Origin of the sequence: Streptomyces sp. NPDC088794 (assembly GCF_044750545.1) — a bacterium.
GTDB lineage: Bacteria > Actinomycetota > Actinomycetes > Streptomycetales > Streptomycetaceae > Streptomyces.
This window is the reverse complement of the sequence record NZ_JBIVKB010000015.1, coordinates 288356-303639: the sequence shown is the minus strand read 5'-3', so window position 1 is coordinate 303639 and position 15284 is coordinate 288356. Positions and strand designations below refer to the sequence as shown.

Below are 15284 nucleotides of genomic sequence, written 5' to 3'. Positions count from 1 at the left end.
GCGCCGCCCACCCATGTCACGGCCGGCGCCCGGCCAGTTCCTCCCACACAGAGACGAAAGCCAGGATGAAGATCACCCATGTCGCAGTACACCGGATCGACGTTCCGGCGCCGAGTCCACCCTTCCGGTGGCGGGACGGCCTGAGCGGCAGCCCCGAGGTCGGCGACGGCGCGGTCCTGCACATCGGCACCGACGAAGGAGCCGAAGGGGTGGCGGCGTTCGCCCGCCCGGGAGCCTTCGCCTTCCTCACCGAACTGGTCGACCGGGTGTTCCGCGAAGAGCTGCTCGGCGCCGACCCGCTCCAGCGGGAGTGGCTGTGGCACCGAGTATGGGAGCTGGACCGTATCCACGAACTCCCGCTCCCCACACTGGGGTTGATCGACACCGCCCTGTGGGACCTGGCCGGCCGCTATTACGGCGAACCGGTCTGGCGACTGCTCGGCGGCTTCCGGGAGTCCATTCCCGCGTACGCCTCCACCTCGACATTCTCCTCCACCGAGGAGTTCCTCGACGTGGCCGACCAGTGCCTCGCCCTCGGCTACCGGGGCATCAAGCTGCACGCCTGGGGCGACGCCCGCCGGGACGCGGCCCTGTGCCTGGCCCTGCGAGAGCATGTGGGCCCGGACGTGCCCCTGATGTACGACGGTTCGGCGGGCTTCGACCTGCCCGACGCGATACGCGTGGGCCGGGCGCTCTCCGAGGCGGACTACCTCTGGTACGAGGAGCCGATGCGCGAGTTCAGCATCAGCGCGTACCAGAAACTCGCCGAGTCGGTGGCCATCCCGCTGCTGGTCGCCGAGACCTCCGACGGGGCGCACATGAACTCCGCGGACTTCATCCGGGCCGGAGCCGCCACCTTCGGAGTCCGCGCCGGCACCACCCTGCGAGGCGGCATCACCGGAGCCATGCGCACCGCCCACCTCGCCGACGCCTACCGGCTGCGGGCCGAGGTGCACGGTTCGGACATCCCCAACCACCACCTGTGCATGGCGATCTCCAACACCACCTACTACGAGTCCCTGGTGACCGCGACGCGCGTCGTGCGCGAACGCCATGTGGACGACCAGGGCCTGGTCCACGCCCCGTCAGGACCGGGCATCTCCCTTCCCCTCGACTTCGGCTACGGCGACGCACTGCTGCCGTTCGTCGAACAACCGTAATCAAGCATGAACAGAAAGGCACGACGATGAGGTCTTCCGGATCTCCGAGAGCCGCTCGGCGCCGCACGGTCGTACGTACCGCGGCCGCAGCTCTTTCCCTGGCCACCGCGGCCATGCTGGCCGGCTGCGCGAGCGCCGACACCAGTCCTCAGTCCTCCGCTTCCCAGCCCGCGTTCAAGTCGGCCAAGCAGAAGAGCGGCTCCGAGATCACGGTGTGGACCGACTCGACCCGGCTGCCGTCCGTGCAGGCGTACCAGAAGTCCCACCCGGACGAGAAGCTGAAGATCGTCACCTATGACGGCGGAGCGGACGGCTCGACCTACCTGCAGTCCAAGGTCCAGCTGTTCGACCGGACCGGCAGCGGCTGGCCCGACGTCGTCTTCGGTTCACCCACCGACGTCACCTGGGCCTCGAGGCCCACCAAGTCCGGCGTCCAGCCCTTCGCCGCGCCGCTGGACGAGAAGCTTGTCCCGCAGAGCACCCTCGACGGCTTCGCCAAGGGCTCCCTGACGCCCTGTCAGTTCAACGGCCACACCTACTGCCTGCGCAACGACATCGCCCAGGTGGTGCTCTGGTACAACAAGTCCCTGATGGACAAGTGGGGTTACCAGGTCCCCACCACCTGGCAGGAGTACGAGGCCCTCGGCAAGAAGGTGGCCAAGGAACACCCCGGCTACCTCGTCGGCTCGGTCGGTGACACCAACTCCCATGAGTCGTACTTCTGGTCGGGGCAGTGCCCGGCCTTCGACCTGGTGAAGCCGGACACCCTGCGCACCGACCTCCAGGACCCCCACTGCACCCGCACCGCGAAGCTCCTGGACGGCCTGATCGACGCCAAGGCCGTCACCACCAAGGGCTTCTTCAGCCAGGGCTTCGCCAAGGACAGCGGCAGCAAGGTCCTGATGGCGTACGGCCCGTCCTGGTACGGCCAGTACCTCTTCAAGGCCGCCTTCAAGACCCCCGCCAAGCAGATCGCCGCCGCGCCTCCGCTGAAGTGGGAGGGTGAATCGACCGTCGCCACCGGCAACGTGGGCGGCGCGGTGTGGATGGTCTCCTCGCACAGCGCCAACCTCAAGGCGTCCACGGACCTCGTGACGTGGCTGACCACCTCCGACGCCAACCAGGCGTCCGCACCCACCTACCCCGCCTACACCAAGGCGGCACAGGCCTGGCTGAAGAACCCCGCCAACAGCGGCTACTTCGCCAACGACGTCAGTGACGCCTTCCAGCAGGCCGCCGACGCGGTGTGGACCCACTGGTCCAACACCCGCTTCTCCGACTCCACCGCCTGGTCCAGCATCGTCCTGCCCGCCCTCACCGCGGGCAAGAGCCTGACCGACACGTTGCCCGCATGGCAGCAGGAGATCGGCAACGAGGCGAAGGCACAGGGATACAAGGTGGTCACCAAGTGACCCTGCTGGAGACCGAGCGTGTCGCCGTCTCCGCCCTCCGCCGCGGCAATGTGCCGCGGCGGGGGCGCCGCAGCACGGCCGGCTACCTCTTCGTCGCCGGATACACGCTCCTGCTGCTCGCTTTCGGCGTCTTCCCGACCGCCTACTCCTTCTACCTGGCGCTCACCAACGACCGGGGCCAGTTCACCGGCTTCAACCAGTTCACCAAGGTCATCCAGGACTACCGCTTCGGACCGGCCTTCGGCCATATGCTCGTCTACCTCGCGCTGTGGCTGGTCACCTTGGTCGTCCTGGTCGTCCTGGTCGCCGTGGTGCTGCGCAGCCGGATCCGCTCCGGCACCTCCGCCGTCCTGCGCTTTTTCTACTACCTTCCGGGCGCGCTGGCCGGCGTGGCGAGCGTCCTCGTCTGGCTGTTCATGCTGGACCCGGACGTCAGCCCGGTGTCCTGGCTGCTGGAGAGCATGGGCCTGCACACCTTCGCCGCTGTCCTCTCACCCGGGAACCTGCCGCTCATCCTGATGCTGATCGCGTTCTGGACGGGTGCGGGCGGCTGGATGGTCGTGATGTACGGCGCCCTGAACAACATCCCCGACGAGGTGCTGGAAGCAGCCCGCATGGACGGCGCGGGCCCCTGGCGCACCGCCTGGCACATCCAGATCCCGATGATCCGCCAGTGGATCGTCTACATGACGATCCTGGCGTTCGCGACGGGCACGCAGCTCTTCGTCGAACCGCAGTTGCTCCAGACCGCCAGCCTCGGCCGGGTGAGCCCGACCTGGTCGCCCAACCAGTTGGCCTACGTCTACGCCTTCCAACAGGGCGACTTCAACGGTGCCGCCGCAATCTCCGTCTGCCTGCTCGTCGTAGGGCTGCTGGCGGCCGGTCTCCTGATCGCCCGCTCGAACCTGTTCACGTTGGATGAAAAATGACACAACCCACTTCCGCCCCACCGACCGCCGGCCGTCTCGTCCGGCCCGGCCGCGCGCTCTCCCTCCTCGTGGTGGGCGTTCTGCTGGCAGCGCTGCTGGTGTTCTTCGTCCTGCCGGTGATCTGGCTGCTCCTCGCACCCTCCAAGACCGCTGGCGAAGTGGTGCGGGACAACCCGCTCTCCTTCGGCTCGTTCCACCAGATCGGCGCGGCCTGGAAGCACCTGTTCGCCTTCCAGGACGGCGCCATGCTCACCTGGCTGCGCAACTCCGCGATCTACTCGGGCGGTTCACTCGTCCTCACCATGCTCGTCAGCGTCCCCGCGGGCTACGCACTGGCGCTGACCAAGTTCCGCGGCCGCAAGACGCTCCTGGTGATCACCCTCGTCACCATGATCATGCCGCAGGCCACCCTGGTGCTCCCCGTCTTCCTGGAGCTCAACCGCTTCCACCTGATCGGGACGGTCTGGTCCGTCATCCTGCCTTTCTCGTTCTACCCGTTCGGCGTGTACCTGGTGTACATCTACTTCGGCAGCAGCCTGCCCAGAGATCTCCTGGCCGCCGCACGGATCGACGGCTGCACGGAATGGCAGCTGTTCTCCCGCATCGCGCTGCCCCTGGCCAAGCCGGTCGTCGGACTGGTCGCCTTCTTCAGCTTCGTCGGCAACTGGAACAACTTCTTCCTGCCCTACCTGGTGCTGCCCAACAGCGACCAGTTCCCGATCCAGGTCGGCCTGAACCAACTGCTCACCTCCACACCGTCGTTCAACCCGGTCGCCGGCGCCGGCCTGAACATCACCATCCCGGAACTGGCCCTGGCCATCGTCCTCGCGATCCTGCCCGTGCTCGCGCTCTTCCTCGTCTCACAGCGCACCCTGGTGTCCGGCATGCTCGCCGGCGCGACCAAGGAGTGACCGCCGTGCCGATCGACGGCGGGGAGCCGCGATGCGTGTCGCCCTGTTCCTGACCTGTGTCAACGACACGCTCTATCCCGACACCGGGCGTGCCGTGGTGAAACTGCTGACCAGGCTGGGCGTCGAGGTCGACTTCCCGATGACCCAGACCTGCTGGGGACAGGCCCACTACAACACCGGCTACCGGCATGAAGCGGAGCCGCTGGCCCGGCATTTCTCCGATGTATTCGGGGACTACGAGGCGATCGTGACGCCGTCCGGGTCGTGCGGGGCGATGGTGCGCGAGCTGTACCCGCGGATGGGGGAGCGGGCACGCGCCGAGGGGCGGGGGGATGGTCTGGCGGTGACGTTGGCGCCGGTGGTGCCGAAGACGTACGAGCTGACGGAGTTCCTCGTGGACGTGCTGGGGGTGACGGATGTGGGCGCGTACTACCCGCACACGGTCACCTATCACCCGACCTGCCACGGGCTGCGCAGCCTGGGCCTGGGCGACCGTCCGCGCAGACTCCTCCAGTCCGTAATGGGTCTCGAGCTGGTCGAGCTGCCGGGCGCCGACGAGTGCTGCGGCTTCGGCGGGACCTTCGCGCTGAAGAACGCGGATGTCTCGGCGGCGATGGGAGCGGACAAGGTCCGCAACGCCGCATCGACCGGGGCGGAAGTACTGTGCGCGGCCGACAACTCCTGTCTGATGCACATCGGCGGCACCATGACCCGGCTGGGTGCGGGGATGCGGCCGGTGCACATCGCGGAGATCCTGGCGAGCACGGAAGAGGAGCCGACGGCATGAGCGGCACATTCGTAGGCATGCCGGCCTTCCCTGTCGCCGCGCACGACGCGGTGCACAACCAGACCCTGCGCGGGAATCTGCGCCACGCCACCCACACCATCCGCGCCAAACGGGCCAAGGCCGTGGCGGAGGTGTCCGACTGGGCGGCGCTGCGCGAGGCGGGCAAACAGATCAAGGACCACACCCTGCGTCACCTGGACCGCTATCTGGTGCAGGTGGAGGAGGCCGTCACCGCGGCCGGCGGCACCGTCCACTGGGCAGCCGACGCCGATGAGGCGAACCGGATCGTGGTCCAACTGGTCAAGGAGACCGGGGAGTCGGAGGTCGTCAAGGTCAAGTCGATGGCCACCCAGGAGATCGGCCTCAACGAAGCGCTCGAGGCCGAGGGAATCCGGGCCTATGAGACCGATCTGGCCGAGCTGATCGTGCAGTTGGGCCACGACCGGCCCTCCCACATCCTGGTCCCCGCCATCCACCGCAACCGCGGCGAGATCCGCGACATCTTCACCCGCGAGATGAGCGAGTGGGGGCGGCCGGCGCCCGATGGGCTCACGGATACGCCGGCTGAGCTTGCGGAGGCTGCGCGGCTGCATCTGCGAGAGAAGTTCCTGCGGGCCAAGGTCGGTGTGTCCGGCGCCAACTTCATGATCGCCGAGACCGGGACACTCGTCGTCGTGGAGTCCGAGGGCAACGGCCGGATGTGCCTGACCCTGCCGGAGACGCTGATCTCGGTCGTGGGGATCGAGAAGATCCTGCCGACCTGGCAGGACCTGGAGGTGTTCCTGCAGACCCTGCCCCGCTCCTCGACGGCCGAGCGCATGAACCCCTACACGTCGATGTGGACCGGCACGACAGATGAGGACGGGCCGCAGACCTTCCACCTGGTCCTGCTCGGCAACGGCCGCACCGACACCCTGGCCGACGAGGTCGGCCGCCAGGCCCTGCGCTGCATCCGCTGCTCGGCCTGCCTCAACGTCTGCCCCGTCTACGAACGGGCCGGCGGCCACGCCTACGGCTCCGTCTACCCGGGCCCCATCGGCGCCATCCTCAGCCCCCAACTGCGGGGCACGGCAAGCGACATCGACGCCTCCCTGCCGTATGCCTCGTCGCTGTGTGGGGCCTGCTACGAGGTCTGCCCGGTGGCCATCGACATCCCCGAGGTACTGGTGCATCTGCGCGAACGGATCGTGGAGGGCGGGGAGGTAGTCCGCGAGGGCAACAAGGTGGTGCTCAAGCCGGCCAAGGGGCACGCCGCCGAGCGGGCGGCGATGCGGGCGGCCCGCTGGGCCTTCGCCCACCCCGGCGCACTACGCACCGGACAACGACTCGCCTCCCGCACCCGCCGCTTCCATCCCCGCACCCTCCCCGGCCCCGGCAAGGCCTGGAGCGACAGCCGGGATCTGCCGACCCTGCCTCCCGAACCGTTCCGCGACTGGTGGCAGCGTACGAACGGCGGAAAGGACGGCGCCAAGTGAGCAGCAGGGAACGGGTGTTGGGCCGGGTGCGGCGCGCGCTGGCCGACGTACCGCGGGACGACACTCCGTACGAGCGGGCGGTTCCGCGTGACTACCTGCGGGAGCACGGCAACCGGACCGTCGAGGAGACGGTGGATCTGCTGGCCGAGAACCTCGCCGACTACCGGGCGATCGTCCACCGCACCGACGCTGATGACCTGCCGCACCTCATCAAGCGACTGCTCGCCCAGCACGGCTCCCAACACGTACTCCTACCCCCGGGATTGCCGCCGGAGTGGATGTCGGCCGCCGATCCGACCCGCGTCCACGACCACCCCGCCAGCACCCCGCACGAACTCGACGAGATCGAGAGCGTCGTCACGGGCTGCGCCATCGCGATCGCCGAGACCGGCACCATCGTCCTCGACGGCTCCCCCGACCAGGGCCGCCGCCGCATCACCCTCATCCCCGACCACCACATCTGCGTCGTCCGCGTCCCCGACCAGGTCGTCGCCTCCGTGCCGCAGGCCCTCCAACGCCTCGATCCGACCCGCCCGTTGACATGGATCTCCGGTCCGTCGGCGACCAGCGACATCGAACTCGACCGCGTCGAAGGAGTACACGGCCCACGCACCCTCGAAGTGATCCTCGTGAGCGCGGCCTCACATCCGGGATTTGAGTACGTCGACCTCGCAGCCCGGCGCGAACGGGTCGAAGCCGTGCTCGCTCAGCCAGCGAGCGATCAGCAGGCTGCGCAATGACCACCATGCGCGGATCACGTCGAGGTCGACGTCGGTTCCGTAGCCGGCGATGAGGTCGTCGAGGTGGTCCTCGTGTCCGAGGGTGAAGGTGGCGAGGTCGTACAGGGCGTCGCCCTGGCCCGCCTCGGACCAGTCGATGATGCCGGTGACCTCGTCGCCGTCGACGAAGACGTGCGCGATCTGAAGGTCGCCGTGGGTGAACGCCGGAGTCCATGGCCGGAGCGCGGCCTCGGCGACCTGGCGGTTGCGGGTGACCAGGTCGGCGGGCAGGACGCCGTTGGACACGAGCGCCTCGCATTCGGTGTCGAGTTCCGCCGTCAGCGCGTCGATGCTCCGGCCGGCCCCGCCGAGCCGGGGCGGCAGGGGCGCGTCGTGCAGTTTCCGGATGGCGGCGCCCGCCGCGGCCCATGCCGCCGACGACCCGGTCGACGGCCCGCCCAGGCGCCCGAGCGCCACCCCCGGGAGTGCGGCGAGCGCGAGCACGTGCGGTTTGCGCCACAGGACCTGTGGGGTCGGGACCGGGGCGAGGGACAGCGCCTCGACCTCGGCGTCGATGCGCGCCTGATCGGCGTCCACCTTCAGGAACATGTCACCGACCCGCAGGGTCGCACGCTCGGAATGGGCGACGACGACATTGACCTCATCCATGGGCGACCAGTATCCCGGGGATGATCGCCGACGTCGCCCCGTTTATCGCGGGCGACCGCACGACTGACCGCGTCCTGCTACCTGGCCGTCCCCTTCCAGCGGTACGTGGCGAAGGAGCCCGCCGGTACGGTCGTCACGAACTTCCGTCCGCCGACGGTGACGCGGACCGTGCGGTCGGCACTGGAGCTGTTGCCGAGGACGGCCACGTAACCGCTCTTGCCGGAGCGGTAGATCACGTTGCTCACGCCGTTCTGCGCGGCGCTCGACTCCAGGCGTACGTCACCGGGCTTCAGGTACTTCGCGAACTGGCCCATGGAGTAGAGCTCGTCGCGGACCGAGAAGTCCTTGGTGTTCGTGTTGACCTTCACCAGCCGGTCGGGCCACTTGGTGGTCGCCGCGACCTCGTCCCAGTCGACGTTGTTGTCGCGGGCGGGCGTCCAGTGCAGCGTGCCGCCGTCCTGGTCGGTCGCCTGGGCCCACAGGATGTACGAACCGGCGTCGAGGCGGAAGTAGTCGAGGATGGTCGACGGCGACAGGTCGCTGGTCTCCGTCATCTCGACCGGCTTGCCCGTCTGTTCGTAGGCGTCGCGCATGACGGTCGGGTCGCCCCAGTACGGGTGGAAGGCGATGGCGTCGGTGGCCTTGCGCACCTGCTCGCCCTTGACCGAGCCGTCGGGGGCGTCGTCGAAGATGCGGTGGTAGTTCTTGGTCGTGGTGCTGTTGGGGTCGCGCCAGTCCCAGAAGTTGAAGTCGTGCACGTACAACTGCGTGTTCAGCCGGGCCGACTTGAACTCCCGCTTCATCGCGAGGGCGAGCTTCTGCTGCTGGGCGATGCTGATGTCCATGGCCGGGTAGACGACGTCCATGCCGGGCTCGTTGAGGAGGGTCAGCGCGTCGACGCGGATGCCGTGGCGGGCGTACGCCTGGACGTACTTGACGTAGTAGCGGGCGAAGACGTCGATGCAGTCGTCGCGCAACTTGCCGACCTGGTAGTAGTCCGTCGTGCTGCCCGGCTTGAGCGCGACCTCGCCGGTGAACTGGTTGTTCGTCTTCATCCATGCCGGCGCGCTCCAGGCCGACGCGAAGAACGTGGCGCGCGGGTTGTAGTGCTGGATGAGCTTGATCGTGTCGATGATGTGCAGGTCGACGTCGCGCTGGATGGAGAAGTGCTTCAGCCCGAAGTCGTCCTTGACGCCCGCGGGCAGGTCGTCCTCCGACCAGAACGGCAGATGCTCGATGAGGTCCGGGCTGCCGATCGTCAGCCGGAACCGGTCGAGGCCGGCGCCGTGCACGGGGTCGACGAGCAGCCGTATGGCCTCACGGCGCTTGGCGGGCGTCAGCTTCCAGAGGTTGGACACGCTCGTCTCGTCCAGGGAGAAGCCGATGCCCTCGTACTTCTGCCGCAGGTCGCTCGGGTCGGCGACGACGGTGGCGTCCACCGGTCCCGATGCGGCGCTACCCGTCCGCACGGCCGGCAGCGACTGCCAGGCGTGCGCCGCTCCGGCGGAGAACGTGCCGGTCACGGCCTGGGCGTGGGTGTTGCGGTCCGCCTGGGCGGCCGGGCCCGTGCCGATCAGCACGGACAGTGTCGTGGCCGCGACGGCCGCCATGGTCGTGAATGAACGTCTCACAGCTCACAACTCCCCACTCCGACAGCATCGTTGCGGCGATCCAAGCAATGTCCGCAGTGTTAAGTCAAGACTTGAATAAAGAGGTGAACATTTTCCGGCCGAGCCGCCGTAGTCCGTGCGGGGGTTCACGGCACCGGTGGCTGCCGCTGGCGCAGCAGCGGGGCCTGCGGAAGTGCTTTCGTTAGTGGGCGGACAGCGCGTGTCGCCCCTTGGTCAGAGAGTCGTGAGCACGACAGAACGCCCTCGGTCAGGGGGACGACGATCGTCGGCGCCCGTTCAAGGCCGCCGCGCATCAGCACAGGCCACCGCAGGGCATCACGGACGACCATGACGCCTTCGACACATCGACGCCGTACCGATCGCGCGGCAACTCACCACCCCCGTACCGGAAGGACGACATGACGGCCTCCTCCGAGGACCCGACGGCGGAGGCCGATCCGACGGCGGAGGGCCCAACGGCCCGGCCCGAGCGGCCCGTTGCCTCGTCGCTGCCCCTGCCGCGCCGGTCGAAGGGGCCCTCGGCGATCGCTGAGGCCGCCGCCGCGCTGGGGCCCGCCGCCGAGTTACGGGACGTACGCGATCCCGGGTCCGTGTCCCCGGCGCCCATGTCCGCGGCAGCGGCCGAGTTCGCGGCATTCACCGAACGTGCCCCAGGCGCCGGGGCGTTGGGTGCCCGAGCCGATGTTCACGCCGGGGAAGGCGTCGGCCACCGCGTCGACGTCACCGCGGTACCGAGCCTGTCCGCCCTTCAACCCGCGCGGCGCCGAAAGGTGTTGCTCGCCGTCGCCGCTACTGCCGTTGTCCTGCTGGCGGGCTCCCTGATTCTCATGGGCGGCGACGACGGCAAGGGGCGTGCGGCGGCGGCCGGTACCGGATCGGACACCGTCCAGGACGAAGGGCTGAACCAGGGCGCGTCCGATGCGTTCGGCTCCGCCTCGCCGTCGGGTGACTCCTCCGCGCTGGAGGCCGACACCACCGGGAAGCCCGGCGGGCGGCCGACCCGGGACGCCGGTTCACCGGCATCCGGCGCGAAGAGCGGTGATTCCAAGGTCACCAAGAACGGCGACGCGAAGAATGCCGATACCAAGAACGGCGAGGAGGCGTCCGGGAGTTCCTCGTCGGCCACCGACTCCGACTCCGACGCCGATGTCGCTGCCAAGGGCGTACTGATCCGGGGGCGCGCCTCCGGCCGCTGCATCGACGTGACCGGAGGCAGTTCGGCGGATCACACACGGCTGCAGATCTGGAACTGCACGGGCGCCGCCCGGCAGAAGTGGCGGTTCGCGTCGGACGGAACCGTCCGCGCCCTGGGCAAGTGCATGGACGTCGACGGCGGTTCACGGCAGGACGGCGCGTGGATCAAGATCGTCGGGTGCAACGGCACCGGGGCCCAGCGGTTCCGGCTCAACGCCGCCCACGATCTGGTCAACGTCCAGGCCGGCAAGTGCGTCGACGTCACCGACCTGGGGACCGGCAACGGCACGCAGTTGCAACTGTGGACGTGCACCGGCGAGGACAACCAGAAATGGAGCACCGGCTGAGGGCACGCCCTCCAGGCCCGGCCGTGTGGCACCCCGCGCAGGTGTTCAAACTCCCTTGGTGAAGATGCGTCCGGTCTCATCGGTCCAGGCCTGGACGCGTAGCGTCCGGTTGTGGGAGGCCGTGCCGCTGATCCCCACCGCCATGCCGGCCGCACCGACCCCGCCGCCGGCGGTCGCCGTCGCGGTGCCCCCGGTGAAGACGGCGGCCCCTGCCACGATCATGGGAATGCCGATGAAGGCGCCGATGATCGTGACCGTCAGAAGCACCCCGAGGACGATCATGCCGATACCGCCCAGCACACCCAGCAGGCCGACTCCGCCCACCGCCGCACCAGCCGCGACACCGCTCGCGCCCACACCGACGGCCGTTGCACCGTCAGCGCGCTGGACCTGGGCGAGGAGAACGGCACCCGGCATGCGGTGAACCTCGGTCCACCCTCTCGCGGTCATGCAGCCGACGAACCGTGTCAGCTCCGCTTCCCGCTGCTCGGGATCGATCAGCCTGCCGTAACCGGGGAACACCGTCTGGGACGGGGCCTGAGCACCCCACTGGGGCGCCTTCCACACGGCCGTCCTGTCCGTATCGTCCGCATCCGGCGGTCGAGGATCTTGCGCACCGTCGCTCATGGCACTGTCCTTGCCCGGACCACCCTTCAACTTCCATTAGACACCTGATCAATGAAGCGCACCCGATCTCCATGGGAGACCTCGGTGTCCCATGATCTGCATGATGAGCGGTCCTAATGGCGTGCTTCCTATACAAGAGACCTCGCCTTGGCAGTGAATGCCCGCACCGCTCCTACAACAGTCTCGTCACCGAGCGACGCCTCGGGATCCCACCCTCGATACAGCTCGATACAGGGAGAAGACGATGACTGACCGTGGAGCCGATCTGATCGTCCGTGCCGGCGCGGTGCACACGCTGGTGCCCGGGCAGGACCCGCAGCGGGTACTGGCCGTGCGTGGGGACCGTATCGCCGCCGTGTCCGCCGATCCCCGCGGCCTCGACCACCTCGTGGGCGCGGGAACCGAGGTGTACGACCTGCCGGGTGCCACCGTGCTGCCCGCCTTCGACGACACCCACACCCACCTGATCTTCGCGGTGCTCGGTGCCCATGACGTCCCCGTTCATCGGGCCAGGAACATCGCCGAGTTCCTCGACCTGATCCGGCAGCGGGCCGCCGTCACCCCCGAAGGCGAATGGATCCGCACCACGACCAACTGGCAGGAGCTCAATCTGGCCGAGCGCCGTATGCCCACCGCGGCCGAACTCGACCGGGCCACCGACCGGCACCCCGTCCTCGTCAAGCGCGGCGGCCACAACGACGTCGTCAACAGCCGTGCGCTCCGGCTGGCCGGCATCACCGAGGACACCCCCGTACCGCCGGGCGGCACCATCGGCCGCGGCAGCGACGGCAAGCCGGACGGCCGGCTGATCGACAACGCCCTGCATCTGGTGGAGCGCCTGGTCCCGGCCCCGGACCGTGCCAAGCGCATCGACGGACTGCGCCTGGCCTGTCGTGGCTACGCCGCTACCGGTATCGGGACCGTGCGCGACTGCGCGGTGGCCCCTGAGGACTACGCCGTGCTCCTGGCCGCCCGTGCGGCGGGAGCGCTCGGCATCCGGGTGCGCGCCCTGATCTCGGCGCTCGGCATGACCGGCGCCGCCCAGGTGGAGGACCTGCTCGACGTCATGGAGGAGTGGCGCGACAACTCCGACCCCTGGCTGTCGGTGTGGGGCGTGAAGTTCGGGCTCGACGGCGGCCTGGAGGCCGGGGCCACCGAGGAGCCGTACGCGTGTGACCACTCCTTCTCCGGGATGCTGATCTGGGAGCCGGACGCGTTGGCCGAGGCGGTCGAGACGGTGGTCCGGCGCGGCTGGCGGGTCGGCACGCACGCCTACGGCGACCGCGCGGTCCGCACCCTCCTGGACGTCTACGAACGCGTCCTCGCCCGCAACCCCGGCCTGCCCGCCGGCACGCTGGTCATGGAGCACGGCGGCCTGGCCGGCCCCGAACAACGCGCCCGCACAGTCCAGTTGGGCATCCCCGTCACCATCCAGCAGCCGCTGCTCCACGACACCGCCGAGGTGGAGGAGGGCTTCTGGGGACCGGAACGCGTCGCCCGTCTCTTCCCCGCCCGTGGCTGGATCGACCTGGGCGCCCAGGTCAGTGCCGGATCCGACTTCCCTGTCGGCCGGTTCGGCGCCATGCGCTCCGTCTGGGGCATGACCACGCGGCAGACCGTCATCGGCGTCAAGGGCCCCGAACACGCCATCACCTACGACGAGGCCCTCACCCTGCACACGACCAACGCCGCCCGACTGCTGGGCGAGGAACACCTGCGCGGCACCCTCACCCCCGGCCGCCTCGCCGACCTCACCGTCTGGGACCGCGACCCCGCGCAGTGCCCCGCCGACGATCTCCGCGACCTCAACCCCACGCACACCTTCGTCGGCGGCCTCCTGGCCGCACCCACCGGCACGCGCCCACCGTCACATGTTGGTCGACCGTCCAAGACGCTGCGATAGCATGGATGGCGCAGGTGGCACACGCCTTCCGTACTCGAAGCAGAGAGCGAGCCAGATGTCTCGTATGGCAGCGAAGGACCGGCGCGAAGAGCTGATCGCGGCGGGGTTTCGGGTGATGATCCGCGACGGAGTCGCGAAGGCGACCACGCGCGCGATCGTCAATGAGGCGAAAATGCCGCTGGGCGTCTTCCACTACTGCTTCAACTCGCGTGAGGAACTGCTCCAGGAAGTCCTCACCCGCTTCACGGACAGCACGGTGGTCGCCGCGCGGAAGACGTTCGAGGGGGAGGGAGACCTCGAAGCGCGGATCACCAAGAGCCTGAACGCCTTCTGGGGCACTGTCGAGGTGAGTCCGGGCGAGCACCAGGTCAGCTATGAACTGACGCACTACGCCTTGCGTCAGGCCGGGTTGGAGGACCTGGCCCGACGCCAGTACCAGCACTACCGGGAGGTCCACCAGGAACTCCTGGAGGAGGCCGCCGAGGCCGCCGGCATCGAATGGACCGTTCCGGTCCCGGTTCTGGCCCGCTACCTCAGCTCGGTGCTCGACGGGGTCACCCTGAACTGGCTGGTCGACCGCGACAGCGAGCACAGCCGCGAGGTGCTGCGGCTGACCACCGAGCACCTCCTGACGCTGGCCCGCGAACGGACCTAGCGGACCCGGCGGACCCGGCGGACTGCGGGAACTAGTCGAACAGGTCGGGTTGTTCGGCCGTGATCTGATCCCAAAGCGGTTGGAACTGGAACCAGCCCGGCAGCGCACCGGAGATCTGGTCGCGGACCGTCCGCGCCGTCTCGGGGTCGATGAGGTGGGGCTCTCCGGCGGCCATGGCCAGGAGTTGGGCCTGGCAGGACCGCTCCATGGTGATGAAGTACCAGGCCGCCTCGGCGACCGACGCCCCGACCGTGAGCAGTCCGTGGTTCCGCAGGACGACGGCCTTGCCGTCGCCCAGGGCCGCGCCGACGCGCCGGCCCTCCTCGGTGTCGTTCACCACGCCCCGGTAGTCCGAGTAGATGCCGTGGTCGTCGTAGAAGGCGCAGGCGTCCTGGGTGATCGGTGCCAGCGGGACGCCGAGGCTGGAGAAGGCCTTGCCGTGCACCGAGTGGGTGTGCGCCGCCGCGACCACGTCCGGCCTGGCCCGGTGCACCTCGGAGTGGATGCAGAACGCGGCGTTGTTGACCGGGCGCCTGCCTTCCAGGAGCGTGCCGTCGTGGTCGACGAGGATCAGGTCCGACACCCGGATTCGGCTGAACGACATGCCGAAGGGGTTGACCCAGAAGGCCGACGGGTTCTCGGGGTCACGGGCCGTGATGTGTCCGGCCACGCCCTCGGAGAAGCCGAAGCGGGCGAACAGGCGGAAGGCGGCGGCGAGTTCCTGCTTGCGCACCTCGCGCTCCTGCTCGAAGGTCAGGTTCTGCTGGGGGAGCGGCAGGAAGACGCCCTCGGGCAACTCGGTGACGGAGGCGTGCGTGGGCGTCTTGGGTGTCGTGGTCATCGTCGAACCTCTCGTGCTGTGCGG

14 protein-coding genes are annotated in these 15284 nt (G+C 69.0%); 10 read left to right on the top strand and 4 right to left on the bottom strand.

From position 1 onward, the window contains the following. The first annotated feature begins 65 nt into the window (after positions 1-65). From ACIP6U_RS36055 to ACIP6U_RS36025, 7 genes are read left to right on the top strand one after another with little or no spacing between them, the layout of a single operon-like run. The gene (locus tag ACIP6U_RS36055; protein WP_401726672.1) at positions 66-1160 is read left to right on the top strand and encodes an enolase C-terminal domain-like protein; all 1095 of its coding nucleotides are present in this window, start codon (positions 66-68) and stop codon (positions 1158-1160) included. Positions 1161-1186: 26 nt separating this feature from the next. After that, entirely contained in the window at positions 1187-2572 is a 1386-nt protein-coding gene (locus ACIP6U_RS36050) for an ABC transporter substrate-binding protein (RefSeq protein ID WP_401726670.1), read from the top strand. After that, on the top strand, positions 2569-3501 hold the full coding sequence (locus ACIP6U_RS36045) for a carbohydrate ABC transporter permease (protein ID WP_401726668.1): 933 nt from the start codon (positions 2569-2571) through the stop codon (positions 3499-3501). The genes ACIP6U_RS36050 and ACIP6U_RS36045 overlap by 4 nt, the downstream gene beginning before the upstream one ends. Beyond that, positions 3498-4412 carry a carbohydrate ABC transporter permease gene (locus ACIP6U_RS36040; protein ID WP_401726666.1) on the top strand — a complete coding sequence of 305 codons (915 nt, stop codon included), beginning with the start codon at positions 3498-3500 and terminating at the stop codon, positions 4410-4412. Before ACIP6U_RS36045 ends, ACIP6U_RS36040 begins: the two co-directional genes overlap by 4 nt. 31 nt (positions 4413-4443) lie before the next feature. Continuing rightward, the gene (locus ACIP6U_RS36035) at positions 4444-5199 is read left to right on the top strand and encodes a (Fe-S)-binding protein (RefSeq protein ID WP_401726664.1); all 756 of its coding nucleotides are present in this window, start codon (positions 4444-4446) and stop codon (positions 5197-5199) included. Continuing rightward, on the top strand, positions 5196-6674 hold the full coding sequence (locus ACIP6U_RS36030) for a LutB/LldF family L-lactate oxidation iron-sulfur protein (protein ID WP_401726662.1): 1479 nt from the start codon (positions 5196-5198) through the stop codon (positions 6672-6674). Before ACIP6U_RS36035 ends, ACIP6U_RS36030 begins: the two co-directional genes overlap by 4 nt. Continuing rightward, positions 6671-7414 carry a lactate utilization protein C gene (locus ACIP6U_RS36025; protein WP_401726660.1) on the top strand — a complete coding sequence of 248 codons (744 nt, stop codon included), beginning with the start codon at positions 6671-6673 and terminating at the stop codon, positions 7412-7414. Before ACIP6U_RS36030 ends, ACIP6U_RS36025 begins: the two co-directional genes overlap by 4 nt. Here the strand turns inward: ACIP6U_RS36025 and ACIP6U_RS36020 are convergent. Further along, a complete protein-coding gene (locus ACIP6U_RS36020) occupies positions 7316-8062 on the bottom strand; it encodes a phosphotransferase family protein (protein ID WP_401726658.1) in 747 nt (248 codons plus the stop codon). The two genes, ACIP6U_RS36025 and ACIP6U_RS36020, sit on opposite strands and share 99 nt — an antisense overlap. Positions 8063-8139: 77 nt before the next feature. Next, the gene (locus ACIP6U_RS36015; RefSeq protein ID WP_401726656.1) at positions 8140-9693 is read right to left on the bottom strand and encodes a glucosidase; all 1554 of its coding nucleotides are present in this window, start codon (positions 9691-9693) and stop codon (positions 8140-8142) included. 398 nt (positions 9694-10091) lie between these two features. Here ACIP6U_RS36015 and ACIP6U_RS36010 point away from each other — a divergent pair, with 398 nt between their 5' ends. Then, positions 10092-11234, top strand: a complete 1143-nt coding sequence (locus ACIP6U_RS36010; protein WP_401726654.1) for a ricin-type beta-trefoil lectin domain protein — start codon at positions 10092-10094, stop codon at positions 11232-11234. 45 nt (positions 11235-11279) lie between these two features. Here ACIP6U_RS36010 and ACIP6U_RS36005 read toward each other — a convergent pair whose 3' ends face one another. Further along, positions 11280-11861, bottom strand: coding sequence for a hypothetical protein (locus ACIP6U_RS36005; RefSeq protein WP_401726652.1), 582 nt, complete (start codon positions 11859-11861; stop codon positions 11280-11282). Between the two features lie 244 nt (positions 11862-12105). Here ACIP6U_RS36005 and ACIP6U_RS36000 point away from each other — a divergent pair, with 244 nt between their 5' ends. Then, positions 12106-13764 (top strand): amidohydrolase, encoded by a 1659-nt coding sequence (locus tag ACIP6U_RS36000; RefSeq protein ID WP_401726651.1) that lies wholly within the window; start codon positions 12106-12108, stop codon positions 13762-13764. 64 nt (positions 13765-13828) lie between these two features. After that, a complete protein-coding gene (locus ACIP6U_RS35995; protein ID WP_401726649.1) occupies positions 13829-14419 on the top strand; it encodes a TetR/AcrR family transcriptional regulator in 591 nt (196 codons plus the stop codon). A 31-nt stretch (positions 14420-14450) separates the two neighbouring features. Here the strand turns inward: ACIP6U_RS35995 and ACIP6U_RS35990 are convergent, their stop codons facing one another. After that, a complete protein-coding gene (locus ACIP6U_RS35990) occupies positions 14451-15260 on the bottom strand; it encodes a class II aldolase/adducin family protein (protein WP_401726647.1) in 810 nt (269 codons plus the stop codon). Positions 15261-15284: the final 24 nt, after the last annotated feature.

Coding starts and splice junctions, on each gene's coding strand:
- ACIP6U_RS36055 (WP_401726672.1), top strand. CDS start 66: ATGAAGATCACCCATGTCGCAGTACACCGGATCGACGTTCCGGCGCCG.
- ACIP6U_RS36050 (WP_401726670.1), top strand. CDS start 1,187: ATGAGGTCTTCCGGATCTCCGAGAGCCGCTCGGCGCCGCACGGTCGTA.
- ACIP6U_RS36040 (WP_401726666.1), top strand. CDS start 3,498: ATGACACAACCCACTTCCGCCCCACCGACCGCCGGCCGTCTCGTCCGG.
- ACIP6U_RS36035 (WP_401726664.1), top strand. CDS start 4,444: ATGCGTGTCGCCCTGTTCCTGACCTGTGTCAACGACACGCTCTATCCC.
- ACIP6U_RS36030 (WP_401726662.1), top strand. CDS start 5,196: ATGAGCGGCACATTCGTAGGCATGCCGGCCTTCCCTGTCGCCGCGCAC.
- ACIP6U_RS36020 (WP_401726658.1), bottom strand. CDS start 8,062: ATGGATGAGGTCAATGTCGTCGTCGCCCATTCCGAGCGTGCGACCCTG.
- ACIP6U_RS36010 (WP_401726654.1), top strand. CDS start 10,092: ATGACGGCCTCCTCCGAGGACCCGACGGCGGAGGCCGATCCGACGGCG.
- ACIP6U_RS36005 (WP_401726652.1), bottom strand. CDS start 11,861: ATGAGCGACGGTGCGCAAGATCCTCGACCGCCGGATGCGGACGATACG.
- ACIP6U_RS36000 (WP_401726651.1), top strand. CDS start 12,106: ATGACTGACCGTGGAGCCGATCTGATCGTCCGTGCCGGCGCGGTGCAC.
- ACIP6U_RS35995 (WP_401726649.1), top strand. CDS start 13,829: ATGGCAGCGAAGGACCGGCGCGAAGAGCTGATCGCGGCGGGGTTTCGG.
- ACIP6U_RS35990 (WP_401726647.1), bottom strand. CDS start 15,260: ATGACCACGACACCCAAGACGCCCACGCACGCCTCCGTCACCGAGTTG.